A 25,043-nucleotide genomic window follows, 5' to 3' on the forward strand; every position below is an offset into this window, starting at 1 on the left:
AAAATACAAAATTTTGGCACTATTTTGCGCAATAGTCCAATATTACGGACGATCTGACGATAGCGTTCGAAATACTGCTTCGCTACCCGTATCATCGGGCGGAACGACATTTTTGAGTGTGCTGAATTGCTGTACGGAAGGCGATCGGAGAAGGCCCAGTACTCCGACTGGCTAAAGCGTATCGGAAATTACTGTAACAAGCATAGGACTGTTATGAATTCGCTCGAAGACGGTCGCGCGAGCGGTCACATCGCCCCTCCTCGCCTGGGAGCGATCATCCGAATCTCGGTCGAATGATGGATCGAGGACGTTTCTGCCCTCCGTCAATTCAACCACGATACGAGTCGAATTCGTCGGGGGATCGGCCTGCGGCGAATTCGAAGGCTTTTCACCCGATAAAGGAAATCCGGCCATTTCGGAATCATTGCTGTGTTTCGATATTTAACGACGTTGGAGGTGGAGACCGGAAAGAGTGCAAAGAGCGTAAAGTAGTTATCGGATGAACGTGCAGTACGCCCATGGAGAGCGACCTTGAAGCCGAGCACCACCGCCTGGTCGTCACAGGGTCGGGGATTGCGGGGCTGACCGCCGCGATCTACGCCGCCCGCTCGAACAACGACCCACTCGTCCTCGAAGGCGACGAACCCGGTGGCCAACTCACTCTCACCACCNACCGCCGCGATCTACGCCGCCCGCTCGAACAACGACCCACTCGTCCTCGAAGGCGACGAACCCGGTGGCCAACTCACTCTCACCACCGATGTCGCCAACTACCCGGGATTTCCCGACGGCATCGGAGGCTCCGAACTCGTCCAGCGAATGAAGACACAGGCCAAGAACTTCGGGGCCGACGTCCGCCACGGTATCGTCGTATCCGTCGACGACTCGGGTCGGCCGTTCGAACTCACTCTCGCCAGCGGGGAGTCACTCACCGCCGACGCGGTCATCGTCGCCAGCGGTGCCAGCGCCCGCACCCTCGGGATCCCGGGCGAGGACGACCTCATGGGCTACGGGGTTTCGACCTGTGCGACCTGCGACGGGGCCTTCTTCCGCGACGAGGAGATGGTCGTCGTCGGCGGCGGCGACGCCGCCATGGAAGAAGCCAGCTTCCTCACGAAATTCGCCTCCAAAGTCCACCTGATCCACCGCCGCGAGACCTTCCGCGCCGAGGACTACTGGATCGACCGTCTCGAAGAGCACGTCGAGGCCGGTGAGGTCGAAGTCACCAAGAACACCGAACTCGACGAGATCCACGGAACTCCCGAGGGCGGGATCGACGGCGTCTCGCTCCTCTCCCATCCCGAGGGTCACCCGAGCGAGAAACGCGACGATCCGAACACTGAAAAATACGACCTCGACGTCGGCGCAGTGTTCCTCGCCATCGGTCACACCCCGAACACCGGCTATCTTCGGGAGACGGGTGTCGAGATGGATGCCATGGGCTATCTCCACACCAAGGGCGGCACCGGCGGCGGACAGACCCGAACCGGCGTTCCCGGCATCTTCGGTGCGGGCGACGTCGTCGACTCACACTACCAGCAGGCCGTCNAGGGCGGCACCGGCGGCGGACAGACCCGAACCGGCGTTCCCGGCATCTTCGGTGCGGGCGACGTCGTCGACTCACACTACCAGCAGGCCGTCACCGCCGGCGGCATGGGCGCGAAGGCCGCACTCGACGCCGACGACTATCTCGAAACCCACGACGTACCGACAGCGGAGAAGGCGACCGTCGGATCCGACGACTGATTCGCGTCGGCGTACTCGGCAGGTCCCGCGACGGTGTGAGGGGCGGCCGTCGCCCTATTCGAAGAAGCGCTCGATCGCCACCGCGCGCTGGAGGGTTCCGGTGTCGGTCCGTGGGAGGGGTTCCGTGGTGAGCGCGTACCGTCGGGGTCGCTTGAAATCCGCGAGGTCGTCGTGGTCGATACAGAACGCATCGAGTCCGGCTTCGGTGACCGCTTCGGTCGTCGAGATCACCGCGCAGAGGGCCTCGCCCCACTCCTCGTCCGGCCGGCCGAAGACGACGGATTCGCGCACGGCGTCGTGGTCCTCGAAGACACGCTCGATCTCCTGGGGGTAGACGTTCTCGCCCCCGGTGATCACCATGTTGTCGACCCGGTCGACGACGTGGAGGTAGCCGTCCTCGTCGAGGCGCACGACGTCGTTGGTGCGGAGCCATCCGTCGACGAACAGCGTCTCCGCGGCCGGTGGGTCCCCGAGATAGCCATCGGTCATCGCGGGACCACGCGCGAGGAGTTCGCCCGTCCCGCCGGGCTCGACCACCGACTCGGCGTCGGGAAGCTCGTCGGGTGAGGCGGTCTCCACGACCCTGAGCTCCCACATGAACGACTCCGTGCCGATGGTACCGGTGTGGTCGGTCTGTCGCGATGGATGGGCGAACGCGAGGTTCGGGCCGCCTTCGGTCAGCCCGTAGGTGTTGTAGACGCCCTCGGTGAGGTGTTCCGAGGCCCGCCGGACCAGTCGTGGCGTCACGACGGAGCCGCCGGTACGGATGTACGAGAGCGTCTCGACGTCGTGTTCGGCCTCGGTCTGGGCGTCGATCATCGCGGTCAGCTGGGTCGGCACCGCGAGCAGCCCCGTGAGGTCGTGGTCGGCGATGTGTTCGAGCGCGACGTCGGGGTCGAACGTGGGCTGGAGCACGAGCGTCGCGCCCGCCTGGAGATGCGGAAGTATCCACGCGTCGGTCGTCACCATGTGGAACCACGGCGTCGTGACCAGCGCACGGTCGGTCTCCTCGATGCTCATCTCCATGATGACCTGGGTGCTGCCGTGCCACAGCTGCTCCTGGTCGAACAACAGCGCCTTCGGGTCGCTGGTGGTACCGCTGGTGAAGAAGACGCCGTACTCGTTCCCCGCTCGGTCCGGTTCGCCGTCGGGTGCCGTATCGAGAGCGGTTCCGTAGTCCTCGACCAGCGGGCGTTCGATGGGGCTCTCGCCCGTCCGGAACGCACAGTCGAGGTCGGTTCGGGCGAGGACGGCCCGTGCGAGGTCGGCGTTCGCGTCGTCGAAGACGAGCCCCGACGCGTCCGCCGTGTCGAGCATGGCTTCGAGTTCCGCCGGGGCCGCCCGGTAGGGAAGCTGGACGGTTCCGTGGCCACGCTTGCCGCCGGCGATCATCGAATCGACCGCCGCGAGACCGTTGTGGGTCAGGACGGCACATCGCTCGCCGGGGATACGTTCTTCGAGCGCGTTCGCGAGCCTCCCCGCCCGGTCGTTCAGTTCGTCGTACGTGACCGTCCCCCTGTCGGCGATGACGGCCGTTTCGTCGCCGTGACAGCGCACCGTTCGCCGAAATACGTCGATGAAGTTCATGACAGTCCCACCAATACACAACGGTGCTGTGCGTGAGTATAATAGTGTTGCCCTTCGGCGGATCGTTCGGAACCCGAGAAGTGGATGGGGAATGGACGATGAATGGAGCACTCGGGATCGAACCCAGGCGTTTTCACCCTGAAAACATTTGCCATCCACGCAAGCGAACGGCAACTCGTCGAAGGTTCACCTAGCGGTAGGCAACGCACCCAGTACAGAAGTTCTACAAACGCACGGAGTCAGTCGAGAAGGGAAGACGGCTCGGAAGATCTTCGGTAAGCGTGCACTCATCACGGTCGTGTTTTCAAAAACAAAACAGAGCTTGCGGTTCGGTGGACGGTGTCGTTTGCTTCGGTGTGGAACGCCGGTACGCGACCCAGGATTCGTGAGAACCCTTCGACCACGAATCGACGGGAAGTAACGGAGGTATGTGTGTCACGGGAGCGTGCCCGGGCGTTTGTCCCGCTACATCGTGTGTCGAAATCCGACGATATCGGATGGGAGTCGACGGACCCGTTCGGTACGCTCACGTGCCGTACTGGTAGTTGACCGAAACGGTGTCCTCCATCTCGTCGAGGTAGTTCAGCAGCTCGTCTCGACGCGATTGCTTTTTGATTCTCCCTGTCGGGACGATGATGCCCAGCGAACCGAGTACCTCGTTCCGGACGCGGACCGGGACCGCCGCCATCCCCATTCCGACCACCTGTTCGTCCCAGTCGATCGCGTAGCCGTCCCGTCGGACCTCCGCGAGTTCGGACCGCAACCGGTCGGGGTCGGAGATGCTGTATTTTGTCTGTTTCGTCAGGCTCTCCGTGCCGATAACCTCGTCGAGGGTGTCCTCGGGGAGGTGGGCGAGGATCGCTTTGCCCGTCGCGACGGTGTGGAGGGGGGTTCTCGCGCCCGGATAGGTGCCGAGGCTCAGCGCGTGGTTTCCCTCCTCCTGGTGGAGGATGACCGCCATCCCCTGGTCCTCGATGGTGAGGCCGACCAGTTCGTCCGTCTCGGCCGCGACCCGCCGCATCTCGGGCTTGGCCACCTGAAAGAGGTGGTTACGGTACCGCATCTTGCCGGCGGTCGTGAGGACGTAGGAACTGAGGTAGTACTCCCCGCCTCGTCTGGTCACGTACTTCGTGTTGCTCAGCGATTTGAGGTAGTCGTAGACGGTGCTGTTCGGTAGGTCCATCCGCTCGGCGAGTTCGGTGGGACCGACCCCGTCCAACTCCCCGATCAGGTCCATGACCTCGAACGCCCGCTGTACCGACCCGAGGGAGGTCCGTTCTCGTGTCATGCCCTCCCTTGCGCATCATCGATAATGTGGCTTCCGGTCAATTCGGATTACGAATCCACCGGTCAACTGTTTCCTTCGTCGAGGATATCCCGAAGGTCGCCGGGCAGTTCCCTGCTCTGGTTGTCCGCCGCCGAAACGCAGACGTGCTGTTCGTGGCCGGTGTACGCGACGGATCCGTCCTCGTGGGTGGCGGTGAAGTCGAACCCGAGGCTCTTGGTCCCGAGGTCGGGTTCGACCGCTATCTCGATCGTGTCCCCGACCATCACGGGACGCTCGAACTCGAAGTCGACGGCGACGAGCGGGAGGTGGACGTCGTAGTCGTCCGGGATATCCCAGTAGGCGACGCCGGCTTCGTCCATGAACTCCTCCCCGGCCCGGTGCATCGCGTTCACCAGTCGAGGGTAGTACGCGATCCCCTGCGGGTCCGCGTGTCCCCACGCACACTTCCATCGGTAATGGAACATCATAGAGGAGTGCACGAGCGGTGGTTAAATAGCTTTCCGACGATGGGCTGGGGCCACGGACCACCCGTTCGACGTACTCGACCGGCCGAACACGGCCACATCCGATACTATCGAATCGAGTTCGTCGACCGTCGCAGGGGAGTTCTATGGGAACTGCTTCCCGGAGACCGGCCGCCCTCTCCGTGTTGTAGAGGAACATCGTGATGGTCATCGGCGGGCCAGCGAAGCGAACGGGGGGTTACTCGGCGAGCCGGCCCCGCCGCCATGACTCGGTATCGGGTGTTTGGTTGAAGGTGTAGACGTGAACCCCCCGGATATCGTAGTCGGGGTCCTCGGCGTAGCGAGCCAGTCCGTCGATGAGGTCGTCGGGCGCGTACTTCCCGCGCGAGCCGATGAGCTGGCGGACGAACCCGACGATCCCCGTCGTCTTGCGGAGGAAGTGGACCGAGTCGCCGACGCCGACCTTCTGTGAGATCTCGAGGAGCCGCTGGTACTTCATCACGCCGGGGATGCCGACCTCGACGGGGAGGTCGACACCCCGACCCCTGATCGTCTCGACCCACTCGACGACCGCGTCCGAGTCGTAGCAGAGCTGTGTGACGATGTACGTCGCGTACGGTTCCTTTTCGGCCATCGATTCGGCGAGCGTCTCGGCGGGGATGAAGTCGTGGCCCTCGGGGTAGCCGGTGATCCCGACCTCCTCGAACTCGTAGTCGAGGTCGTCGAGAACGACGAGCAGGTCGTGCGCCGACTCGAACTCACCGGCTGGCTCCTCGAGGTCGCCGCCCGGAACGAAGATATCCGTGACACCAGCGTCCGCGAGCCGCCCGACGATCCCCTCGAACTGCTCCCTATCCTTCACGTACCGCGCGGCGATGTGCGGAACGGGTTCGTAGCCCCGAGCGGCGGCGCTCTCCGCAGCCTCGACGGTCGCGTCGACGCCCAACGAGGGGGACGTCGTGATCGCCACTTCGGCACCGTCGGGCAAGTGGGTCAACTGTTCGTCGAAGCTATCGAACGGCATCAGTTCGAACCGGGGGTTGGCGAGGAGGCCCGATACACCATCGGCCGTATCGGGTATCGTTTTTACTGACATTGTCCCGTACGGTGTCGTCACACCGGAGCGTATTGAATGTACGGTGTCCCTCGGTCAGCTTCGGACGGGATGGTCAGGACCGGTCGACGTGAGGACCGGCCACACCGCGCCGCACAATTTTTATTAACGACCCCGATAGACGATGAGGCAGATGACCCGAAATTCGACCGGGGAAGTCGTCGTCCGACCGCCGTGCCGGCAGCCGGAAGTGACCGACGACGGGCCGTCAGGAGTAGCCGGCGACGGGCCGCACTGGCCGGACACGCAGGACGCGAACCGCCCTTCGAAGCGGGGCGGCGAGTGACGATGCACCACACCTCGACGGTCGACCTGCCGGTTCTCAAGGACCTCTCGAGTACCGCGGCCGCGAACAGTCCCGACAAGGTCGCCTTCGGGAACGGACTCGACGGGCGGACGGTCACGTGGCGAACGTTCGACGACGAGAGCAATCGGGCGGCCAACGCGTTCGCCGCCCGTCTCGGACAGGGCGACAAGGTCGCGTTCTTCTGTCAGAACTCCATCGAGCACACCGTTCTCTGGAACGGCGCGCTCAAGGCCGGGTGTGTGGTCTCGAACCTCCACAGCCGTGAGTCGGTCGAGTCGGTCCAGTACTGCATCGACTCGTTCAGTCCCCGCGCGCTCGTCGTCGACGAGACGACCGCCGAGTTCTTCGAAGAGCGGGTCCGGGACGGACTCGATACGAACGTCGACGTGCTCGTCACGACCGGCGAGCCGCGAACGGACCACGAGCAGGGGTTCGATTCGTTCATCACCGAGCGGTCGACTACTGCACCTGACGTGCGGGTGCGCGAGGACGACCTCGCGGCGGTTCTCTGGACCTCGGGGACGACGGGGACGCCGAAGGGGTGGTGTCACACGAACCGGGGCCTCTATCTCCGCGGTATCAACAACGTCGACGTCCTCGGTCTGGACCGGTCCGCACGCCAGCCGAACACGTTCAGCCCCGCGTTCGCGGCGTGGTACTCGGTGATGCTCCCGGCGCTGGCGTCGGGAGCGAGCACGTTCTTCCTCAGTCGGTGGGACCCCGAGGACTACCTCCGGATGGTGGAACGACACGCGATCACCGTGACCAACATGGTGCCGACGATGTATCGGGAGATCCTCGACGTCGACGGCTTCGAGGCGTACGACACGAGTTCGCTCAAGACCGTGGTCTCCGCGGGCGAAGTCCTCGACCCGACGACGCTGAACCGCCTCCGCGAGAACCTCTGTGAGGTCGTGAAGAACTCGTACGCGGCGACCGAGGTCTACGCGACGGTGATGGCGAACGACGAACTCAACGAGGAGCGTGCCAAGAGCGTCGGCAAGCCGGTTCCGGGGGCCCGGATCCGGGTGATAGACCGGAACGGTTCCTACCGCGACACCAAGCCGACGGGCGAGGTCGGCGAGCTCGCGATCAAGGCCCCGGACTGTCCGGTCTGGGCGTGGGGGCGGACCGACCGCACCGAGGAACTCTTCGAGGACGGGTGGTGGTACTCGGGTGACCTCGGCCACCGCGACGAGGACGGCTATCTCTACATCGAGGGCCGCACCGACTTCATGATCCTCTCGAAGGGGATCAAGGTGTACCCCGCGCCGGTCGAGGAACGCCTCAACGCCCACCCGGGGGTGAGCGAATCGGCCGTCGTCGGTGTCGAGGACGACGAATACGGCCAGCGGGTCACCGCCTACGTCCACCGCTCCGACCCGGAGGTGACCCCCGACGACCTCGACGAGTGGTGTCTCGAAAGCGACAAACTCGCCCGGCTGGAACGGCCACGCACCTATCACTTCGTGGACGAACCCCTACCTCGAACCTCGACCGGCAAGCTCGACCGACGGAGCACCAAGGGTCTCGAACGACCGCGGTAGATCCGGAACCGGGACGGGAGGGGAACCTTCCCGAAAGAACACGATGGATGCGTAATGTATAAGTGAGCATACGGTGTCGTGGTAGTACGGAGCACCAATGAGTAGTCAACGAGCGTGGTCGTTCGACGATAGTATGGAAGAGGCGATCGCAGCCGCCGGTAGTCCCACGGAACTCATTCGAGACCTGGGCGTGGGGCGGTTCACGAGAGCCCGTGACGAGTACACCCACTGGATCGAGGAGCAGCGTTCCTGGCAGGAGACCTGTGCGCTCGCCGACCAGTCCTACCACATGACCGACCTCCACGTCGAGGGGGCCGATGCACTCGAGTTCTACTCGGAGTTCGCCGTGAACAATTTCGAGGGGTTCGAGCCCGGAAAGGCCAAGCAGATGGTGGTGGCGAACCCCAACGGCTACTTCATCGGCGACGCCATCCTGTTCTGTCTCGGCGAGGAGGAGTTCCTGAGCGTGGGGGCTGCGGCCGCGCACAACTGGCTTCGCTATCAGATCGAGACCGGCGACTACGACGTCACCGGCGACCTCCAGCCCCGACCCGCCGCGACCGGCGACGACCCGAACAACTACCGATACCAGGTGCAGGGGCCGGAAGCCATCGAGATCATGGCGGACGCGACCGACGAGCCGCTGCCCGACCTCTCGTTTTTCAACTTCGAGACCGTCTCGATCGACGGGAAGGACGTCAATCTCCTGCGTCACGGGATGGCCGGCCAGCCCGGCTTCGAGTTCTGGGGGCCCTACGACGAGGGCGAGGAGATCAAGAGCGCGGTTCTCGACGCCGGCGAGGAGTACGGGATCCGCCGGCTCGGGGGCAAGAGCTACCAGACCCCGAACGTGATCCTCGGCTGGATCCCGCTCGTGGTTCCGGCGATCTTCGACGAGGAAATGGAGGAGTACCGGGAGTGGCTTGACGTCCGGAGCGGACTGCTCTCGCTCGGCGGGAGTTTCGACTCCGACGACATCACCGATTACTACGTCTCGCCGGTCGAACTCGGCTACAGCCACATCATCGACTTCGACCACGACTTCGTGGGGAAGGAGTCCTTGGAGGCAGAGGTCGACGACCCCGACCGCGAGCGGGTGACGCTGGTGTGGAACAGCGACGACGTGCTCGACGTCTTCGCGTCGCTCTTCGAGGAGGGCGAGACGCACAAGTTCATGGAGTTCCCCCACCCGCGGGCCTCGGCGTGTGTCTACGACGAGATCCACGTGGACGGGGAGACCGTCGGCGTGTCGACCGATAAGAGCTACATCTACAACGAGCGCGAGATGCTCTCGCTGGCGCTGGTGGACACCGAGTACAGCGAGCCGGGAACGGAGGTCGCGTTCACCTGGGGCGAACCGGAGGGCTCGTCGAACCCGATGGTCGAACGACACACCCAGACGGAGATCAGAGCGACGGTCGCCCCCTCGCCCTACCGCGAGGACCAGCGGTAGATTCCCCGTCCGTCGCTGTCCGGTTCGTCCTCGTCACCACTCGAAATCGTTCAAAACAGATAGCGAACGAGCCCGTCGTTCCTGCTCTTCCTCGAAGCGACGGAGAGTAACTGGCTATCCGGTGACCGAATCCCGCGACCGACTATCCCGCCGTCGGGTCACTGATTCGGAGCGCCCTCGTTTCCGTCGAGCGGTGCTTCGGCGTCGACGGGTTCGGCGGGGTTCAGTTGGTCGATCTCGCTCGGCAGCCCGAGCACTCGTTCTTCCGGGTTCTGGACGTGCGTTCGGCCGCGACCGACCGAGACATTCCCGTCGAGATGGAGGTGGACGGCCTCGACGAGGGCTTCGGCTTCGAGCGGCTGGCCTCGCCGTTCCAGATCCGCCTCGGTGGCGTCGTCGGGGACGTTGAACGCTCGCTGGGTGATGATCGGCCCCTGGTCGAGGTCGGGGGTCACGTAGTGGGCGGTGACGCCCGCGATCCGGACGCCCTTCTCGATGGCCTGCATGTACGCCGAGGCACCGGGGAAGGCGGGCAACAGGCTGGGATGGACGTTGATGATGCGCTTCTCGTACCGGAAGACGACCTCCGGACCGAGGATCCGGATGTAGCGTGCCAGGGCGATCAGGTCGGTATCGTACTCGGCGAGCAGCCCGAGCAGTTCGTCCTCGTCGGGGCTGCCCTTGCTGTCGCCGACGTCGTGGAACGGGACGTCGTACCGTGCGGCTATCGGTTCCAGTTCCGAATGGTTCCCGATCACGACCTCGACCTCGGCCCCGGAGCCGTTCGCGGCGAACTCCTCCAGCATCGCTTCGAGACAGTGGCGCTCCTTCGTGACGAGGACGGCGATCGAGTCCGGCTCCGAACGGGTCGGGAACCGGACCTTCACGTCCAGGCCCAGTTCGTCGCACAGGTCGGTGAGCGAACGCCGGAGGTCCGCCTCGGAGCCGTCCATCCCCGAGGTATCGACCTGGAGGGTCATCCGGAAGACGTCGTCCCGTACTGCCTGGTCCATGTCCTCGATGTTGACCCCCCGGTCGAACAGCAACGAGGTGACCCGGGCGATGAGCCCGGTACTGTCGTTCCCGACGACCGTGATCTCGGTCAGTTCCTGATTCATCTCCACCGCCCCTGATGAGTGCTCATAGCGTCTTCGTCTTGTCGCCACACGACAAAAGTCCATCGCAACACGCTCCCTGTGGGGGCGTTCTCGCCGTGAAACGGGACGGCTCGTTTCGTGAGGACGGGTAGGTAGGGTGGGTGGAGAGGGGAAAATAGTGTTGCTTTTTGGACCGAAATCCTATTGGTCGCGTTCCTGGTACCGGTTGGCATGCACGAAACGGACGTCATCACGACCGAAGGCGGGTTCGAGGCGGTCGCCCGTGGGGTGGCCGACGGAACCCGGGTTCCGGTCGAGGTTCGGGTCGCCGTCGACGACCCGTTCGACGCCTACCGCCGTGCTCGACGCGGCGGTGGGCAGTGGGATTTCTACCTCGAAACGACCGGCGGACAGCCCGGCTGGGGCTACTTCGGGGTCGACCCGGTCGACCGGCTCGAAGTCACGGGGGACGAGACGCCGACGCTCGCCGCGCTCGCCAACCGGCTCGACGAGGAGCGCCTCGTTCGCGGCCCCTGTGACGTCCCGTATCCCTGTGGCGCGGTCGGCTGGCTCTCCTACGACGTCGCCCGCGAGCTCGAAAGCCTCCCGGCGAGCGCGACCGACGACCGCGAGCTGCCGACCCTTCAGCTCGGGGTCTACGACCGGGTCGCGGCCTGGGAACACGGGGGCGATCCGGACGACCGAACCACGCTCCGGGTCACTGCCTGTCCGCGGGTCGGTGGAGCCACGGCGACCGAGACCGGCTCCGGGGCGGACGAAGCCGATCGGGCCGCGGCGGCGTACGAGCGCGGGCGTGAACGGGCGCTCGATCTGGCTCGGCGGGTGGTCGACGGCGACCCCGCCGTCGGGGAACCGCCGGTCGCCACCCGAACGGCGCGGTTCGAGAGCGACTGTGGTCGGGCCGCGTTCGCCGACCGCGTTCGACGCGTCAAGGAGCACGTTCGGGACGGGGACACGTTCCAGGCGAACATCTCCCAGCGGCTCGTCGCCCCGGCGGCGGTCCACCCCGTCGAGGCGTTCGCCGCCCTCCGGGACGTCAACCCGGCACCCTACTCCGCCCTGCTCGAATTCCCCGGCGTCGACCTGGTCAGCGCGAGCCCCGAACTCCTGTTCGCCCGGGACGGCGACCGCTTGTCGACCGAACCGATCGCGGGGACGCGGCCGCGTGGCGATTCTACAGCGGCCGACGCGGCGTACGAGCGCGACCTCCTGACCGACGAGAAGGAACGCGCCGAGCACGCCATGCTCGTCGACCTCGAACGGAACGACCTCGGGAAGGTCTCGGAGTACGGGTCGGTCGACGTCACCGAGTACCGCCGCGTCGATCGCTACTCCGAGGTCATGCATCTCGTCTCCCAGGTCGACGGGACGCTCCGGGGGGATGCGGGCCTCGCCGAAGCGGTCGCCGCCCTCTTCCCCGGCGGAACGATCACCGGCGCACCGAAACCTCGGACCATGGAGATCATCGAGGACGTCGAAGCCACCCGTCGCGGCCCCTACACGGGCTCGATCGGTATCTTCGGTTTCGACGACCGGGCGACCATGAACATCATCATCCGAACGCTGGTCCGTCACGGGGACGAGTACCACCTCCGCGCGGGAGCCGGGATCGTCCACGACTCGGTCCCCGAGCGGGAGTACGAGGAGACGCTCTCGAAAGCCCGGGCGCTCGTCTCGGCCGTCGACGAGGCGCTCGGTCGGACGGCGGACCTCTCGATCGAGCACGCGGACCCCGAAACCGAGCGCGACGAAGCGGAGGGAGCGGAGAGCGGACGAGGGGGGTCGGCGGCGCGATGACGATACTGGTCATCGACAACTACGACTCGTTCGCCTACAACCTCGTCCAGTACGTCGGCGTCCACACCGATGTGGTCGTTCGACGGAACGATGCGATCGACCTCGCCGGGATCGGCGCGCTCGACCCCGACGGGATCGTCGTCTCCCCTGGCCCGGGCAGCCCGGAGTCGGCCGGCGTCTCCGTCCCGCTCTTCGCGGAACTCGACTACCCGACGCTCGGGGTCTGTCTCGGTCACCAGGCGCTGTGTGTCGCCAACGGCGCTCCCGTCGGCCACGCCGAGTCGGTCGTCCACGGGAAACCCTCGACGGTCGCACACGACGGGGGTGGCGTGTTCGCGGACCTTCCGGACCGGTTCGACTGCGGTCGATACCACTCGCTCGCCGTGCGACGGGCGGACCTCCCGGACTCGCTAGTCGAGACGGCGACGACCCTCGACGAGGAGGGGGTCGTCATGGGCGTTCGCCACGTCGACCGCCCACACGAGGGCATCCAGTTCCATCCCGAAAGCGTGCTCACCGACGTCGGGGAACAGCTGATAGCCACGTTCTGTGACCGATGCGAAGGGAGTGATTCGTAACATGGAACGATACTACCACGTCGACGGGGAGCTACGACCGGCCGACGAGGCGACGGTGAACGTTCGGGACCGGGGGTTCCTCTACGGCGACGCCGCCTTCGAGACCCTGCGGACCTACGGTAGAAGCGTCTTCGAGTGGTCGATGCACCTGGAGCGGCTTCGTTCGACCGCGAGGACGCTCGGGATGGGCGCTGCGGTGCCGACCGACGAGGACCTCCGGACGCGCGTCCGTGAGACGCTCAGCGCGAACGACCTGACGGACGCCTACGTCCGTCTCTCGGTCACTCGCGGCGTGCAGCCGGGGAAGCTCACCCCGGACCCCGACGTCGACCCGACGGTCGTCGTCATCGTCGACGGGCTTCCCCGGGGGGGAACGGAGGGGCCACCCGTCTGGGACGACCGGGCCGTCGTTCGCACGGTCGAAACCCGCCGCGTGCCCGACGAAGCCGTCCCGGCGACCACGAAGACGCACAACTACCTCAACGGGATCCTGGCCCGGCTCGAACTGCGTCGGTCCGGAGCCGATCCGAGCGGGACGGACCCGACCGCCGACGAAGCACTGCTCCGCGACGGGGAGGGATACCTCGCCGAAGGTACGACGAGCAACGTCTTCTTCGTCGCCGACGGCGTGCTTCGGACGCCGAGTACGGACGGGTCGCTCCTCCCCGGCGTGACCCGGTCGGTCGTGCTCGACCTCGCTCGCGATTCGGCGATCCCCGTCGAGACGGGCCGGTACACGGTTCGGGACCTCCAGTCGGCCGACGAGGCGTTCCTGACGAACACGACGTGGGAGATCCGACCGATCGCCACCGTCGACGGCGTCGAGTTCTCGGAGGGTACGACGAGCCGTCGTTTGCGGGATCGATTCGACGAACTGGTCGAGGAACGGCACTACTGATCCGTCGAGATTCGAACCGCCGCCGGGGGAGCGAGCAAAACGTATAAGCCGCTTGGAGAAGCGATCACAGTCGTCATGGAGCAGCAAAACGGTTTCAGGCGGACCATCGAGAACGGCGACGTCGCCTTCGGCGCTCGGGCATCGACGTTCTCGCCGACGGTCATCGAGGTGTTCGGCGAGTTGGGGTTCGACTTCGTCTGGCTGGACTTCGAGCACATGGGGCCGAGCCCCTACGACAGCCGCGTCTTCGAGGACCTCACCCGAGCCGCCGAGGCCGGCGGGACGGAGCTGTTCGTCCGGCTTCCGTCGGGGGATCCGGCCCTCATCAGGAAGGTGCTCGACGCGGGCGTCCGGACGCTTCTCGTCCCCCGGGTGGACACCGCCGAGGAGGTCAGGGAGGCCGTGGAAGCCACCCGGTTCGTCTACGACGGCGAACCCGGCGAACGCGGGATGGCGAGCGGCCGCGCCCGCAGCTGGGGCAGCAGCGATGCCTACGTTCGGACGGAGGACGAGGAGGTCTGTATCGGGGCGATGGTCGAGAAGACCGGCGCTGTGGAGTCGATCGAGGAGATCCTGTCGGTGCCGGAACTCGGGTTCGTCTTCGTCGGGCCCTCCGACCTCTCGGTGCAGCTGGGTCATCCCACGGACAAGACCCATCCCGAGGTGCTCGAAACCATCGAAGGGATCGAAACGGCCGCTCGGTCGGCGGGGGTCCCGATGGGGAAGATAGCCAACGACCCGGCGGCCATCGAGGACGCCACGGAAGCCGGCTATCGGATCGTTCGGATGGGCGGCGACCTCGCCTCGATCCGAACGACGCTCCGTGACCGGCTGGCGGCGGTCGAGCGGCAGTGACCGACCGGTAGACCGGTACGGGAGACGGTGACGTGTGCGAGTTCGCTACTGTATACATCCCGCATCCGTTCGTGTTGGTGCGGCGATACATTTTTACGTGATTGGACCGTTCGGTAGCGTGGCCATGCAAAACGATTTGGCGACCGACGCGGGCTGGAACGCCCTCTACGTCGACGGTGAGTGGGCGAGCGGCGAAAGCGGGGAGACGATCCCGGTCGAGGACCCATCGACCCGTGAGACCGTCGCCGAGGTCCCGGCCGCGACCGAGGCGGACGTCGATGCCGCCTACGAGGCGGCGGCGGCAGCACAGCGCGAGTGGGGGGCACAGCCGCCGGCACGGCGGCAGGAGGTCGTCCAGCAACTCATGGGGGTCATGCAGGACAACAGCTCCGAGATCGTCGATCTCCTGCGGGACGAGGTGGGTGGCTCGGGGATCATGGGTGAGACGTCGATCCAGATCGCGGCCGACCACGCGAGCGAGGCCGCGACCCTCCCGCGGCGGATGAAGGGCGAGTACGCCGACTCGAACATCCCGGGGAAGGAGAACGTCCTCCGACGCGGTCCGAAGGGTGTCGTGACGGTCATCTCGCCGTGGAACTTCCCGCTCAACCTCTCGATGCGCGCCGTCGCGCCCGCCATCGCGGCCGGCAACAGCGTCGTGTTGAAACCCTCGACGGAAGCGCCGATAACGGGCGGGCTGCTCTTCGGCGCGCTCTTCGAGATGACCGACCTCCCGGCCGGCGTCCTGAACGTCGTCACGGGCTGTGGCTCCGAGATCGGTGACCGCGTCGCGGGCCACCCCGAGAGCGACGTGGTCGCGTTCACCGGCTCGACCGAGGTCGGCCAGCACGTCTCGGGGATCGCGGGCGAGAACCTCGCCGTGCCGGCGATGGAGCTCGGCGGCAACAACGCCCACGTCGTGACCGCGGACGCCGACCTCGACCGGGCGCTCGACGGTGCCACGTTCGGGTCGTTCGTCCACCAAGGGCAGGTCTGCATCTCGATCAACCGCCACATCGTCCACGAGGACGTCTACGACGAATACGTCGAACGGCTCGTCGACCGTGCGGAGTCCCTCGCTACCGGGAGCGCACACGAGGCGGAGACGATAGTGGGGCCGATCATCAACGAGTCCCAGCGCGACGAGATGCTCGACTACGTCGAGCGGACGGTCGATGCGGGTGCCACGCTCGAAACCGGCGGCGGGGTCGTCGACCTCGACGGGGTCGACGACTCGCTGGTGGTCGAACCCACAGTATTGTCGGGCGTGACCAACGAGATGGCCGCCGCCTGTAACGAGCACTTCGGTCCGATAGCCCCGGTCATCCCGTTCTCGACGGTCGACGAAGCCATCGAGCTCGCCAACGACACCGAGTACGGGCTTTCGGGCTCCGTCCACGCTGGCGACCTCGACGTCGGCATCGATATCGCCGAACGGATGGAGACCGGCAACGTCCACATCAACGACCAGCCGATCAACGACGAGGCACACGTCCCGTTCAGTGGTATCGGCGCGTCCGGCGTCGGAACCTACAACAGCGACGCGTTCCTCCACGAGGTCACCGAGACGAAGTGGATCTCGATCCAGCACGAGGCGCGCGAGTACCCGTTCTAGCGCTCCCGATCCTCGGCCGGGGGGTCGTCGTGCGGTGGCTCTCCGAACTTGACCCGTTGTTCGCGATGAGGCTTCTCGCTCGCGAATAGCATCTATCCGTACATATCGGAAAAACGTCGAGAGCGAAACCAGAAGTTGCGCTCGTCGGTGGCCGGTGGCTACTGATGGATCCCGTCCATCGTTCAGGCTCTCCCGCGGGCGCTATTTCGTCCAACGAACGTAATATCGGTAGCAGTGTTACGACGGTATTGTGGTGAGGAGACCCAATGCTAACGAGGGATCTTCGTATCCGATATTATCGGACCAACTCCTGCCGAACGGTTCCGTAGCACACACCGCAGACATGGAAACCGTCTCGGACGTCACCCTCCAGATCCGAAGAGCCGACCGCTGCTATCGGGGACGGAGGACACTTTCCATGAGACAAACGTTTATTGCCCCATCGAGCGAGGTATCACGGAATGACACCGGAGATCCACTCCCTGGGCCACGTCGCGCTCGAAACCCCCGACCTCGACGCATCGCTGTACTTCTTTCGCGATTCGGTTGGGCTGGAGGAGGTCGCGCGGGCCGACGACACCGTCTATCTCAGAGGTGTCGACGAGTTCGACCACCACTCGCTCAGTCTGACCCCCGCCGACGAACCGGGTGTCGACCACATCGGCTGGCAGACGGTCGACCGCGAGAGCATCGCGGGGTTCGCCGACCGGCTCGTCGACAGGGGGATCGAGGTCACGTGGCAGGATGCCGGGGACGAACTCGGACAGGGCGAATCGATCCGGTTCGCGGTTCCCGACGGGCACGTCTTCGAGCTGTACGCCGAGATGGAAAAGCCCGAACCGCCGGCCGAGCGCCGCTCGAAACTCAAGAACAAGACGTACATCGGCGACGAAACGCGTTCGATCGCGCCCCGACGTATCGACCACGTCCAGGTCTGGGACCCGGACGCGAAGGCCTGTGCCGACTGGCTTCAGGAGGTGCTGGGCTTTCGAGTTCAGGAGTACTACGACAACGCGGACGGGTCGCGATGGGGGACGTTCCTGAGCGCCTGTGGAACCAAGATCGAGGCCGCGGTGATCCAGCACGACGACGAAACCGACCCGGCCGCGCTCCACCACACCGCCTACAAGGTCGACCGTGGCGACGACCTCTTCGACGCCGCCGCCGCCATGAACGAACGGGGCGTTCCGACCGACGGGTTCGGCCAGCACTCCATCTCCCGTGGAAAGTTCCTCTACGCCCGTGACCCCGCCACCGGCCACCGCATCGAGTTCAACGCCGGCGGCTACCTCGTCTTCGACCCCAACTGGGAACCCATCGCCTGGCAGGAGGGCGACCTCGAGGACCGGCAGTGGATCGGCGGCCTCCACGGCGACGGGAAGGTCTCCTACTGACGACGGCATCACGACCTCGATAGCGGGACGGTCGTCGAAGGGGAATGGTGGGCGAGCGAGTCGCCGGCCGCTTCGTGTCAGTTCGCACCACTGCACCGAAACCACTAATACCGATTGCGGCCTTGCGTTCGAACGTGTTCAGCAAGATAGACCACATCGAGATCGAGGCGAGCGATGCGGACGAGATGGCGGATTTCCTGAAGACGCTCGGCTACGAGGAAGTGCGCACCACCGAACACCACGGGACCTCCTACGAACTCCAGCCCGCCGACTGGGAGGGACCGATCATCGAACTCCACACCGTCGAAGGCGAGGAGACGCCGGGCATCAACCACATCGCCTTCGCGACCGACGACATCGAGGACGTCACCCAGACCCTGAAGGACGAGGGCGTCGACCAGGTCTCCGATCCCTACCACGTCGAGAAGACGGGTCGGACGATAACGAACTTCCGGGACCCCGACGGCCGTCGGTTTCAGGCGGTCTCGTCCGAGGAGTAGCCAACCACGCGGTCGGGTCCTCATCCGAGATCGGTGTCCGGATAGGACACCGATAAGTGATTCTAGTAGGCCAGTGGCGTCGGCACAGCGCGAGCTCCGCCTCGAAGCTCGGGAACGTCTCGAAGCGGTGGTACGAGGCCGTTCGTTGAACGATACTAGTGCACTCTCGCGATACTTCGTACTTATTGAACGTTTCGCGTCGCAAAATCTGGACGGTTCGTATTTACATCGGAATCTTCGACTGATGGTCGGATCTGCTCCGCCGTCGACGACGTTCTGGAACGGTTCGAGCCGGAGTCGGTCGACCGAACGAGTCGAAGGGGTGTCGATGCATCGGTGTATTCGTATCGTTTCGCGGTCGCTTTCCCAGTAGTATCGCCCGCTTCGAGCGCACTGACCACACCCACGAGACGTTGTGTGGGCGTTTCCGGCTACTGTTACCGGGGGCTCTCCGAAGCCGATCCTGAAACGGCTCCCGACGACAACACTACCCGGCACTCTACCACTCAAAAATCTTTGTCTGTATTCTTCCCAGCCGGACTCTAGAGACCCTGGAGACCATGGGCTAGCAATCGGCGGTCGCCCGAAGGGTTTCGTGGAGTTCGTCGGTGAGCACGGTTCCCGACCCGACGACGCTACTACAACTCGAGCTCCCACACAAACACTTGGTATGCGAACGAGAAAGACGAGCGGCACCCGACTGGCGTTGCCTATCTGCTGGCCGAGTGCCACCTATCCTATCTGTGGAGCGTCCGCCGAGGCGGGAGCCCACAGCGTATCGAACACGCCGCTTTCGAGGAGGTTCGAGAGGCCACGACGGAGGCGTTCGGACGCCGCCTGGTCGGAGACCCCACACTCCGCAGCGAGTTCGACCATGCTGGTCCGGCGTGGCACCTCGAAGTACCCACGACCGACGGCCAGCGCAACGATCTCGCGTTGCGACCGGGTCAGCGGCTGGGAGCGAACGCCTGGTTCCGTGCCGGCGTCGGTCAGGCTGTTCAGCGAGAACCCCATGCCTCGTTCGGAACACCGTTCTCGATACGTCCGCAAAGCCTCCTGGTCCGGGAACTCCATTCGGGTCGTCGCTCCGTGACGTGTGACGGTGGAGGCGAGGAGCACACCTCCGACGGCGGTCCACTCCCAGTACGTGGTCGTCGAAGCGGGCACGTGGAGCTGATAGCGTTCCCGGCCGTCCTCCGATCGGAGGTGCCGGACCGCTCCCGTGGTGTCCGAACGTTCGAGTTCGGTTTCGAACGCCCCCACGTGGTTCGTCTCGGCCCAGAACGTTACCAGGAGAGTGTCGGGGTCACACGCGACTACTTGTTCGATTTCGAGTCGGAGGTCGGACACCCGTTCGAAAAGCGAGTCGTAGGCGGGGGCATCGAGGTGGTAGGTCGCGACGAGGCTCATCCCCCCATCCCGCCTCCTCGGTGTCGATGCCGGGTTCGTTCGGACGTACGAGTCACCGGTTCCGGTGTGGAGATCTCCGTCCACTGCGTTCCATGCGTCATTCCAACCACCCCCGGAGCCCGCTTCGGGATAGATGCCCTCAAACGCCCGATCACATCATATGTAGGTTTTGTCACGCAGTTCCGGAACGTACGAAATCGTATGCCGTGTGGTGGTTCTCTTTCTCTTCCGTTCCACTCCTGCAATGATTTCCTAATGAAATTCCCTACTAACAGAATTTTAACGTTCGAGTTCGAGAAACGATTGTTGATATTGTGTAATCTACTCCGATGTTTCGTGATCGGTTGCTAAAGAAATGGTTGCGACGAGACAAACGTTGTAGAACACTGACCGGTGACGAAACGACTATGCTGCCGCTCGCGTGTGTCTCCGTGTGCATCACAATGGACGGCGATGAATTCAAACGGCAACTTCGTCAGCTCGTCGAGGCGGCACAGAAGGACGACGTCTCGCTTCCCGGCTGCTACGACGTCCAGAGTTCCGAGACGCACGACAGACGTCTCCAGATCGAGATCACGGAAGTCGCCGATTACAACCGGCTTCGGGCACTGTCGAACGACTAACTCGTCGTCCGGTACCGGCCGGGGAGTACACCACCGCTCAAAGGCTGGTCGGTCTCCATTGTCACCCATGTCTTCCCTTTTTCCTTCGGCCGCAACACGGGAGACTAGGCGCGGAAGACGGGAGGAAACCGACCTGTGGAGCGGTTCGACCGTTCGGACCTCTCTGGCATCACCCAGGTGCCGTCCTTCGCGCCCACGACCCATGACCGACACCGGATCACACGGGCGTCAGCTCTCGATGTGCGAGCGCTGTGGCGTCGTTCGTTCCGTCTCCAACGCGGGAGACGAGCCGGTACCCCACAACAAGGAACGAGACGGACGATGTGAGGAGTGCGGTTGTAACGAACTGTCCTCCGTGCGTCTGTGACCACCGTCCACGAAGACGGGTGACCTCGTCCCTCGGACTAGGCGTGCTGACGGGAGATATCCCGCTCATCGTCCGTGGCCCCGACCAGGATTGGTGACCGCCGGAATGCCGGTGCAGGTCGAGCGGCACCTCGACATTGACTTCCATGTTTCACAACTATGGAACGATCGGGACCCGATCCTGACGGGAAAGAACAGATGCCACGATGTCAGAACTGCAGTGGGTTCGTCACCAAGCAGTACGTCCGCGTCTTCGCACCGACGGGAACGAACACCGTCCGGGTTTGCCCTCAGTGTGAGAACAAACTCCGGGATGGGGCTACCGTCCGTGATGCTCGTTCATAGCTCGACGACGAACTGGAACGGCGAACCGAACCGGCGGCTCCGAGCCGCCTAAATAGGGCATTGCGGTCCAGCAATCACAGTCAATACGGTCCCGTACGGTAGTGAACGGTAGCTCACGAGGGGAGCACCGTCGAACGTACGTTTCGGTCGGTATCGGCCGGTGAGGGGCGTTGGGATGTGGATAACGGATCCGCCGCGGACTCCTCTTCGTGCGCCCGTTCCGGAGGGAAAGCGAACTGGTGGGGAAACACGATGGGAGAAAGCCACGACGACCGAACGTCAGCGAGGAGGGAGCTCATACTGGAACGGTACGACTGGGAGATCGCTCCGAGCGAGGACGGCTGGAAAACCATCCCGAACGGAAGCGCCCGGAGCCGTATCAGGAGCGAAGAGTTAGAGCTCTCCGAACTCGAACGAACGATCGCGCCCCTGGTCGGGTTCGTGGTCGCGATGTTGCTTCTGGTCTCACTAGGGTACTTCCTGCTCTCGACGGTCGTGTAGTCCTCAAGCGAGCCGTTCGGTCCCCCTTTCGTGGTTCTCGACGGATTTTGTCGGTGAGCGAGCGTTTCGGTGTCCGGAGCGACCATCCCCGACGAACGAGGCTCATAACGGTCCGGGAGGGTCAAGCAAGCGTTTACTACCGGGGACCGTGATTCCCGCGTATGATCGGGACGAACACACCCGCTCGTTTCGAGGTCGCCAGGGGTGCCGACGGGCACTGGCGGTGGCGATTCGTCGACGAGAACGACACCCTCATCGCCAAATCCTGTCGCGGTTATACCTCAAAGCAGGAGACGGTCCGAGACCTGCGGAACCTCCAGGCCAACGCTTCGAGCGCACCGGTAGTCCTTCCGGAAGACTCCGTCTCGTGAGCATGTTCCTCTCCATCCGATAGTTCCCGGTCCCGAGGTGGAGTCCCCGACCACCACCCGAGGGACTCCATCGGTTCGTTCGTTGGTAGGTCGCTCTCGATCGAATCGAGTATCGGTTCACACCGCCCATACCGATCAGCGTCGTTCGTCCCGACATCGCGTCGTCCCCCGAGGTTCCCGAACTCGTCGATGCTACCCGGCGATAACGAAGTCGTGTATGGAACTGAACCAACGGATGAATCCGAACGAACGATCGATTTGGGTCGGGAACCGACTTGCCTCCAGTCCGTAGCCGACTACCGATAAGAAGAGAACGGCATCATTTAAGAAAACGACAATCGATCCCGGTGGATCAATCAGCCCCGTTATTATCCAATACATGTGACGTTATCGGTACGCATAGTTAAGTGCAAACTTCTCGTAGGGGCGATAGCGTCACCGCAGGAGACATCATGGACCCAAACGAACGAAACCGGGATCGCAGCGCCGTCGGCTCGGTCTCGGCAGGTGTATTCGAGGCGAGCGTGGGAACAGCAGTGACGACCCTCCGATACGTGTTCTGGTCGATCCCGGGAATGCGTCCCCGGGCGACGAAACGAAACGTCCTGGTGGTGCTGGTCGGACTGCTCGCGCTCGGGGTCGTCCTCTCCGTCGCTCTCGATCTGAACATACAGCAGTGGATACCGCTCGCACCCTAGGACGACACCGGTGAGTACCTCGGCCCCGGCGTACTCAGCGGGACCGACCGAGACGGAGTTTCTGCTGGCTGTGGAAGTAAACGAGCCCCGAGACCAGGTACAGTCCGACGAACCCGCCGGCCCACAACGAAACCGGGAGGGCTGCAAACAGGGGCATCCCGAGGCTCGAGAGCGAGACGACGACCAGCGAGACCAGCCCCACCACGAAGTAGTAGGTGGCGTACGGTACCCCCTCGTTCGGGACGACCTCCATGTACACCTCGACCTGGTGGGCGTCGTTGAGGAGGTGGACGACCTTCCGGTTCTGCTCGTACTGGATGATCCCCAGGTCGTCGAGTTTCGGGAGGTGGGTCTGATGCAACGAGTTGTAGACGCTCTCACGCTTGTTGCGGGGCGGCGGTGACTCCCCCGTCTCGATGCTCGCCAGCTCCTCGGAGAGTTCCCGTAGCGTGACGGTTTCGTCCCGACTTCTGAGGTACTTCAGCGTCCGTGCCCGTCTCCTGTTTCGCAGCACGTCGTGTATCTCGTGTTCGGTGAGTCGTTGATTCGTTGACGCTGACATGTATTTGAGTGGGTGTCGTCTGCGGGGTGCTCGATCGAGCCGTCCACAACGGACGAGAGTGCTCCACCGGATCGGTTCGGCCGGCGGCTCCCGTTCGTTGGTTAAGCCAGCCATAACCCTATACATAGATAACATAAACGCTTAGCTGTCAAGGGTATTTATGTACGTACGAATGAATATCACGGGAATCGAGGGGTACACTATCCACAAACGCCGAAAAAACATACGGATACCGTCCTATTTGTAATCATCGCTGTTCTATAATAACCGATCGATCGATACGGATTATGGGGTTGCTGTCGGGAATCTACGGCGGGGAACGACGACATCGTTCGGGACGATCACGACCGTTTCCCTCGATGGAAGCCGATCCGACAGCCGTGCCCGTGCCACCGCGTGCACCGTCGCCACGCCCTTCGGCAGCTCCCTGCCGCCGGTTCGAGGGGAGGCCGACGGGCCGACTACCCAGTCCCCCTTGCTCTCGTGCGTACCGGCGACCGACCAGGCCACGGAACGGACGGTTACGCCGGCACAACGTCTCAATGAACGGTCCGATACTGGGTTGAGTGGCCGCATAGGTAAGTCGTCCCCGGACCGAACGAGAGTCGATGATCGGCCCGTACCCGAACACCAGTCGTCGGCCCACGAGACGATGAAGGTCCTCTACGTCCTCTCCCAGGACAGCGGCGGCCTGCCGCACTACGCCGCGGAGCTCGCGAACGCGATGTCCCACCACGCCGAGGTGGTCGTGCTCAAACCGTTCGAGACGACCGCCGACGAACTCTTCGACGACGCCGTCGACCGTGTCGAGGCGTTCGAGAACCTCGACATCGCGGCGACGGACCTCTACGCCGGCGACTGGAACCCGGTGGCGGCGTTCCGGGCGGCGCTGTCCTACCGCAGCCTCGCCCGCATCGAATCGTTCGACCCGGACATCGTGCACTTCACCTCGCCGGCCAGCATGTTCCCGCAGGTCCAGTTGTTCACCGCCCTCTACGGGATCGACGACGACTATCCCGTGATCGAGACCTACCACGACGTGCTTCCGAACAAGCTCCTTCGCCGTGGCGAGGAGTTGGCGGCGAGCGAGCCGCTCTCGAACGTGCTCCTCGACAACGTGATGAAGCTCGGACACCGCGCGCTCCCGGCGCTCGATCGGGCACACACCGTCGTACACACCGAGACGAACCGCGACACCCTCGTCTACAACGGCTTCGACCGGTCGGACGTCTCCGTCGTTCCACACGGAATGTACGAACTCTTCAGCCAGTACGACCACGCCGACGTCTCCGTCGAACCGCGAACGGTCCTCTGTTTCGGACAGATCGTCCCGACGAAAGCCCACGACATCGTCGCGAAGGCTATCCCGCTGGTGGCCGAACGCATCGGCGACGTCACCTGTGTCGTCGCCGGCTCCGGCGACCTCCCCGAGGAGGCGGAACGGGTGATCGACGCCCACCCGGAGCTGTTCGAGGTCGAGAACCGCTTCGTCCCGAACGAGGAGGTCGGCGCGTACTTCCGGCGAGCGCGGGTCTCGGTCCTGCCCCACCAGCGCCAGAACGGCCACAGCGGCGTGATGACCATCTCGTACGCCTACGGGACGCCCGTGGTCGCGGCCGACGTCGCGGATTTCCCCCGACTGGTCGAGGAGAGCGGCTGCGGGGTCGTCGTTCCGATGGACGACCCTGAACCACTGGCCGACGCACTCGCGACCGTTCTGACGGACGACGACCGCTGGAGGGAGATGCGACGGAACACACAGCGCCTCCGCGAGGAGTTCTCCTGGGCGAACGTCGCGCGTGAGCACGTCGAGATCTATCGGGACGTGCTCGACGACCGACCGGAACGCACCGTCGCCGCACGACCCAGGTCTCGATGAGATGGCCCCCGAACACCGCCACGTCGT

At 64.3% G+C, this 25,043-nt stretch carries 23 protein-coding genes and 1 pseudogene; 17 read left to right on the plus strand and 7 right to left on the minus strand.

Translation table 11 applies throughout. The annotated features are described in order from the left end of the window. Positions 1-518: 518 nt before the first annotated feature. Positions 519-614, plus strand: a pseudogene (locus tag C447_RS19035) (hypothetical protein); the annotation flags it as partial. 34 nt (positions 615-648) lie between these two features. Then, entirely contained in the window at positions 649-1,746 is a 1,098-nt protein-coding gene (locus tag C447_RS11305; protein ID WP_007693977.1) for an NAD(P)/FAD-dependent oxidoreductase, read from the plus strand. Between the two features lie 54 nt (positions 1,747-1,800). Here the strand turns inward: C447_RS11305 and C447_RS11310 are convergent, their stop codons facing one another. The 4 genes from C447_RS11310 to C447_RS11325 all read right to left on the minus strand — a co-directional run bounded on the left by C447_RS11310 (position 1,801) and on the right by C447_RS11325 (position 6,181). After that, entirely contained in the window at positions 1,801-3,333 is a 1,533-nt protein-coding gene (locus C447_RS11310) for a class I adenylate-forming enzyme family protein (protein ID WP_007693979.1), read from the minus strand. Positions 3,334-3,859: 526 nt separating this feature from the next. Continuing rightward, on the minus strand, positions 3,860-4,621 hold the full coding sequence (locus C447_RS11315) for an IclR family transcriptional regulator (protein WP_007693981.1): 762 nt from the start codon (positions 4,619-4,621) through the stop codon (positions 3,860-3,862). A gap of 62 nt (positions 4,622-4,683) precedes the next feature. Then, positions 4,684-5,085 (minus strand): acyl-CoA thioesterase, encoded by a 402-nt coding sequence (locus C447_RS11320; protein WP_237713471.1) that lies wholly within the window; start codon positions 5,083-5,085, stop codon positions 4,684-4,686. 238 nt (positions 5,086-5,323) lie between these two features. Then, positions 5,324-6,181: a methylenetetrahydrofolate reductase gene (locus C447_RS11325; protein WP_029602000.1), complete on the minus strand. Its 858-nt coding sequence runs from the start codon at positions 6,179-6,181 to the stop codon at positions 5,324-5,326. A gap of 306 nt (positions 6,182-6,487) precedes the next feature. Here C447_RS11325 and C447_RS11330 point away from each other — a divergent pair, with 306 nt between their 5' ends. Beyond that, a complete protein-coding gene (locus tag C447_RS11330; RefSeq protein ID WP_007693987.1) occupies positions 6,488-8,053 on the plus strand; it encodes a class I adenylate-forming enzyme family protein in 1,566 nt (521 codons plus the stop codon). Between the two features lie 97 nt (positions 8,054-8,150). Continuing rightward, entirely contained in the window at positions 8,151-9,506 is a 1,356-nt protein-coding gene (locus C447_RS11335) for an aminomethyl transferase family protein (protein ID WP_237713472.1), read from the plus strand. Positions 9,507-9,664: 158 nt separating this feature from the next. Here the strand turns inward: C447_RS11335 and C447_RS11340 are convergent, their stop codons facing one another. Further along, complete coding sequence (locus C447_RS11340) at positions 9,665-10,624, minus strand: formyltetrahydrofolate deformylase (protein WP_044956311.1); 960 nt, start codon at positions 10,622-10,624, stop codon at positions 9,665-9,667. A 210-nt stretch (positions 10,625-10,834) separates the two neighbouring features. Between C447_RS11340 and C447_RS11345 the strand changes: the two genes are divergently transcribed. The 7 genes from C447_RS11345 (at position 10,835) to C447_RS11375 (ending at position 18,261) form a co-directional block, all read left to right on the plus strand. Beyond that, a complete protein-coding gene (locus C447_RS11345) occupies positions 10,835-12,421 on the plus strand; it encodes an anthranilate synthase component I family protein (RefSeq protein WP_007693993.1) in 1,587 nt (528 codons plus the stop codon). Beyond that, complete coding sequence (locus tag C447_RS11350) at positions 12,418-12,999, plus strand: anthranilate synthase component II (RefSeq protein WP_007693994.1); 582 nt, start codon at positions 12,418-12,420, stop codon at positions 12,997-12,999. Before C447_RS11345 ends, C447_RS11350 begins: the two co-directional genes overlap by 4 nt. 1 nt (position 13,000) lies before the next feature. Beyond that, the gene (locus tag C447_RS11355) at positions 13,001-13,897 is read left to right on the plus strand and encodes an aminotransferase class IV (protein ID WP_007693997.1); all 897 of its coding nucleotides are present in this window, start codon (positions 13,001-13,003) and stop codon (positions 13,895-13,897) included. A 75-nt stretch (positions 13,898-13,972) separates the two neighbouring features. Continuing rightward, positions 13,973-14,752 (plus strand): HpcH/HpaI aldolase family protein, encoded by a 780-nt coding sequence (locus tag C447_RS11360; RefSeq protein ID WP_007694000.1) that lies wholly within the window; start codon positions 13,973-13,975, stop codon positions 14,750-14,752. A gap of 124 nt (positions 14,753-14,876) precedes the next feature. Beyond that, the gene (locus tag C447_RS11365; RefSeq protein ID WP_007694002.1) at positions 14,877-16,367 is read left to right on the plus strand and encodes an aldehyde dehydrogenase family protein; all 1,491 of its coding nucleotides are present in this window, start codon (positions 14,877-14,879) and stop codon (positions 16,365-16,367) included. Positions 16,368-16,828: 461 nt separating this feature from the next. Next, positions 16,829-17,761: a VOC family protein gene (locus tag C447_RS11370; RefSeq protein WP_007694004.1), complete on the plus strand. Its 933-nt coding sequence runs from the start codon at positions 16,829-16,831 to the stop codon at positions 17,759-17,761. A 134-nt stretch (positions 17,762-17,895) separates the two neighbouring features. Next, complete coding sequence (locus tag C447_RS11375) at positions 17,896-18,261, plus strand: VOC family protein (protein WP_007694006.1); 366 nt, start codon at positions 17,896-17,898, stop codon at positions 18,259-18,261. 732 nt (positions 18,262-18,993) lie between these two features. Here the strand turns inward: C447_RS11375 and C447_RS11380 are convergent. After that, positions 18,994-19,671: a helix-turn-helix domain-containing protein gene (locus C447_RS11380; RefSeq protein ID WP_007694007.1), complete on the minus strand. Its 678-nt coding sequence runs from the start codon at positions 19,669-19,671 to the stop codon at positions 18,994-18,996. Positions 19,672-20,114: 443 nt separating this feature from the next. Between C447_RS11380 and C447_RS11385 the strand changes: the two genes are divergently transcribed. From C447_RS11385 to C447_RS11405, 5 genes are all read left to right on the plus strand, one after another. Then, a complete protein-coding gene (locus C447_RS11385; RefSeq protein ID WP_152416150.1) occupies positions 20,115-20,294 on the plus strand; it encodes a hypothetical protein in 180 nt (59 codons plus the stop codon). Positions 20,295-20,858: 564 nt separating this feature from the next. Next, complete coding sequence (locus C447_RS19040; protein ID WP_044956313.1) at positions 20,859-21,005, plus strand: DUF7563 family protein; 147 nt, start codon at positions 20,859-20,861, stop codon at positions 21,003-21,005. 252 nt (positions 21,006-21,257) lie between these two features. Continuing rightward, positions 21,258-21,506, plus strand: a complete 249-nt coding sequence (locus C447_RS11390) for a hypothetical protein (protein ID WP_007694008.1) — start codon at positions 21,258-21,260, stop codon at positions 21,504-21,506. Between the two features lie 161 nt (positions 21,507-21,667). Beyond that, positions 21,668-21,877, plus strand: a complete 210-nt coding sequence (locus C447_RS11395) for a YegP family protein (protein WP_007694009.1) — start codon at positions 21,668-21,670, stop codon at positions 21,875-21,877. A 452-nt stretch (positions 21,878-22,329) separates the two neighbouring features. Beyond that, positions 22,330-22,575: a hypothetical protein gene (locus C447_RS11405; RefSeq protein ID WP_007694011.1), complete on the plus strand. Its 246-nt coding sequence runs from the start codon at positions 22,330-22,332 to the stop codon at positions 22,573-22,575. A gap of 34 nt (positions 22,576-22,609) precedes the next feature. Here C447_RS11405 and C447_RS11410 read toward each other — a convergent pair whose 3' ends face one another. Further along, positions 22,610-23,137, minus strand: coding sequence for a DUF7344 domain-containing protein (locus C447_RS11410; RefSeq protein WP_007694012.1), 528 nt, complete (start codon positions 23,135-23,137; stop codon positions 22,610-22,612). A 652-nt stretch (positions 23,138-23,789) separates the two neighbouring features. Here C447_RS11410 and C447_RS11415 point away from each other — a divergent pair. Next, positions 23,790-25,016: a glycosyltransferase family 4 protein gene (locus C447_RS11415; protein ID WP_007694013.1), complete on the plus strand. Its 1,227-nt coding sequence runs from the start codon at positions 23,790-23,792 to the stop codon at positions 25,014-25,016. Positions 25,017-25,043 lie beyond the last annotated feature (27 nt).

It is taken from the genome of Halococcus hamelinensis 100A6, assembly GCF_000336675.1.
Lineage (GTDB): Archaea > Halobacteriota > Halobacteria > Halobacteriales > Halococcaceae > Halococcus > Halococcus hamelinensis.

What these genes read in the sequence shown, in the direction of transcription:
- C447_RS11345 (WP_007693993.1), top strand. Translation starts at nt 10,835, where the DNA reads ATGCACGAAACGGACGTCATCACGACCGAAGGCGGGTTCGAGGCGGTC.
- C447_RS11330 (WP_007693987.1), top strand. Translation starts at nt 6,488, where the DNA reads ATGCACCACACCTCGACGGTCGACCTGCCGGTTCTCAAGGACCTCTCG.
- C447_RS11365 (WP_007694002.1), top strand. Translation starts at nt 14,877, where the DNA reads ATGCAAAACGATTTGGCGACCGACGCGGGCTGGAACGCCCTCTACGTC.
- C447_RS11380 (WP_007694007.1), bottom strand. Translation starts at nt 19,671, where the DNA reads ATGAGCCTCGTCGCGACCTACCACCTCGATGCCCCCGCCTACGACTCG.
- C447_RS11320 (WP_237713471.1), bottom strand. Translation starts at nt 5,085, where the DNA reads ATGTTCCATTACCGATGGAAGTGTGCGTGGGGACACGCGGACCCGCAG.
- C447_RS11395 (WP_007694009.1), top strand. Translation starts at nt 21,668, where the DNA reads ATGATCGGGACGAACACACCCGCTCGTTTCGAGGTCGCCAGGGGTGCC.
- C447_RS11310 (WP_007693979.1), bottom strand. Translation starts at nt 3,333, where the DNA reads ATGAACTTCATCGACGTATTTCGGCGAACGGTGCGCTGTCACGGCGAC.
- C447_RS11385 (WP_152416150.1), top strand. Translation starts at nt 20,115, where the DNA reads ATGGACGGCGATGAATTCAAACGGCAACTTCGTCAGCTCGTCGAGGCG.
- C447_RS11340 (WP_044956311.1), bottom strand. Translation starts at nt 10,624, where the DNA reads ATGAATCAGGAACTGACCGAGATCACGGTCGTCGGGAACGACAGTACC.
- C447_RS11350 (WP_007693994.1), top strand. Translation starts at nt 12,418, where the DNA reads ATGACGATACTGGTCATCGACAACTACGACTCGTTCGCCTACAACCTC.
- C447_RS11405 (WP_007694011.1), top strand. Translation starts at nt 22,330, where the DNA reads ATGGACCCAAACGAACGAAACCGGGATCGCAGCGCCGTCGGCTCGGTC.
- C447_RS11415 (WP_007694013.1), top strand. Translation starts at nt 23,790, where the DNA reads ATGAAGGTCCTCTACGTCCTCTCCCAGGACAGCGGCGGCCTGCCGCAC.
- C447_RS11325 (WP_029602000.1), bottom strand. Translation starts at nt 6,181, where the DNA reads ATGTCAGTAAAAACGATACCCGATACGGCCGATGGTGTATCGGGCCTC.
- C447_RS11355 (WP_007693997.1), top strand. Translation starts at nt 13,001, where the DNA reads ATGGAACGATACTACCACGTCGACGGGGAGCTACGACCGGCCGACGAG.
- C447_RS11370 (WP_007694004.1), top strand. Translation starts at nt 16,829, where the DNA reads ATGACACCGGAGATCCACTCCCTGGGCCACGTCGCGCTCGAAACCCCC.
- C447_RS11360 (WP_007694000.1), top strand. Translation starts at nt 13,973, where the DNA reads ATGGAGCAGCAAAACGGTTTCAGGCGGACCATCGAGAACGGCGACGTC.
- C447_RS11335 (WP_237713472.1), top strand. Translation starts at nt 8,151, where the DNA reads ATGAGTAGTCAACGAGCGTGGTCGTTCGACGATAGTATGGAAGAGGCG.
- C447_RS11390 (WP_007694008.1), top strand. Translation starts at nt 21,258, where the DNA reads ATGGGAGAAAGCCACGACGACCGAACGTCAGCGAGGAGGGAGCTCATA.
- C447_RS11410 (WP_007694012.1), bottom strand. Translation starts at nt 23,137, where the DNA reads ATGTCAGCGTCAACGAATCAACGACTCACCGAACACGAGATACACGAC.
- C447_RS11315 (WP_007693981.1), bottom strand. Translation starts at nt 4,621, where the DNA reads ATGACACGAGAACGGACCTCCCTCGGGTCGGTACAGCGGGCGTTCGAG.
- C447_RS19040 (WP_044956313.1), top strand. Translation starts at nt 20,859, where the DNA reads ATGCCACGATGTCAGAACTGCAGTGGGTTCGTCACCAAGCAGTACGTC.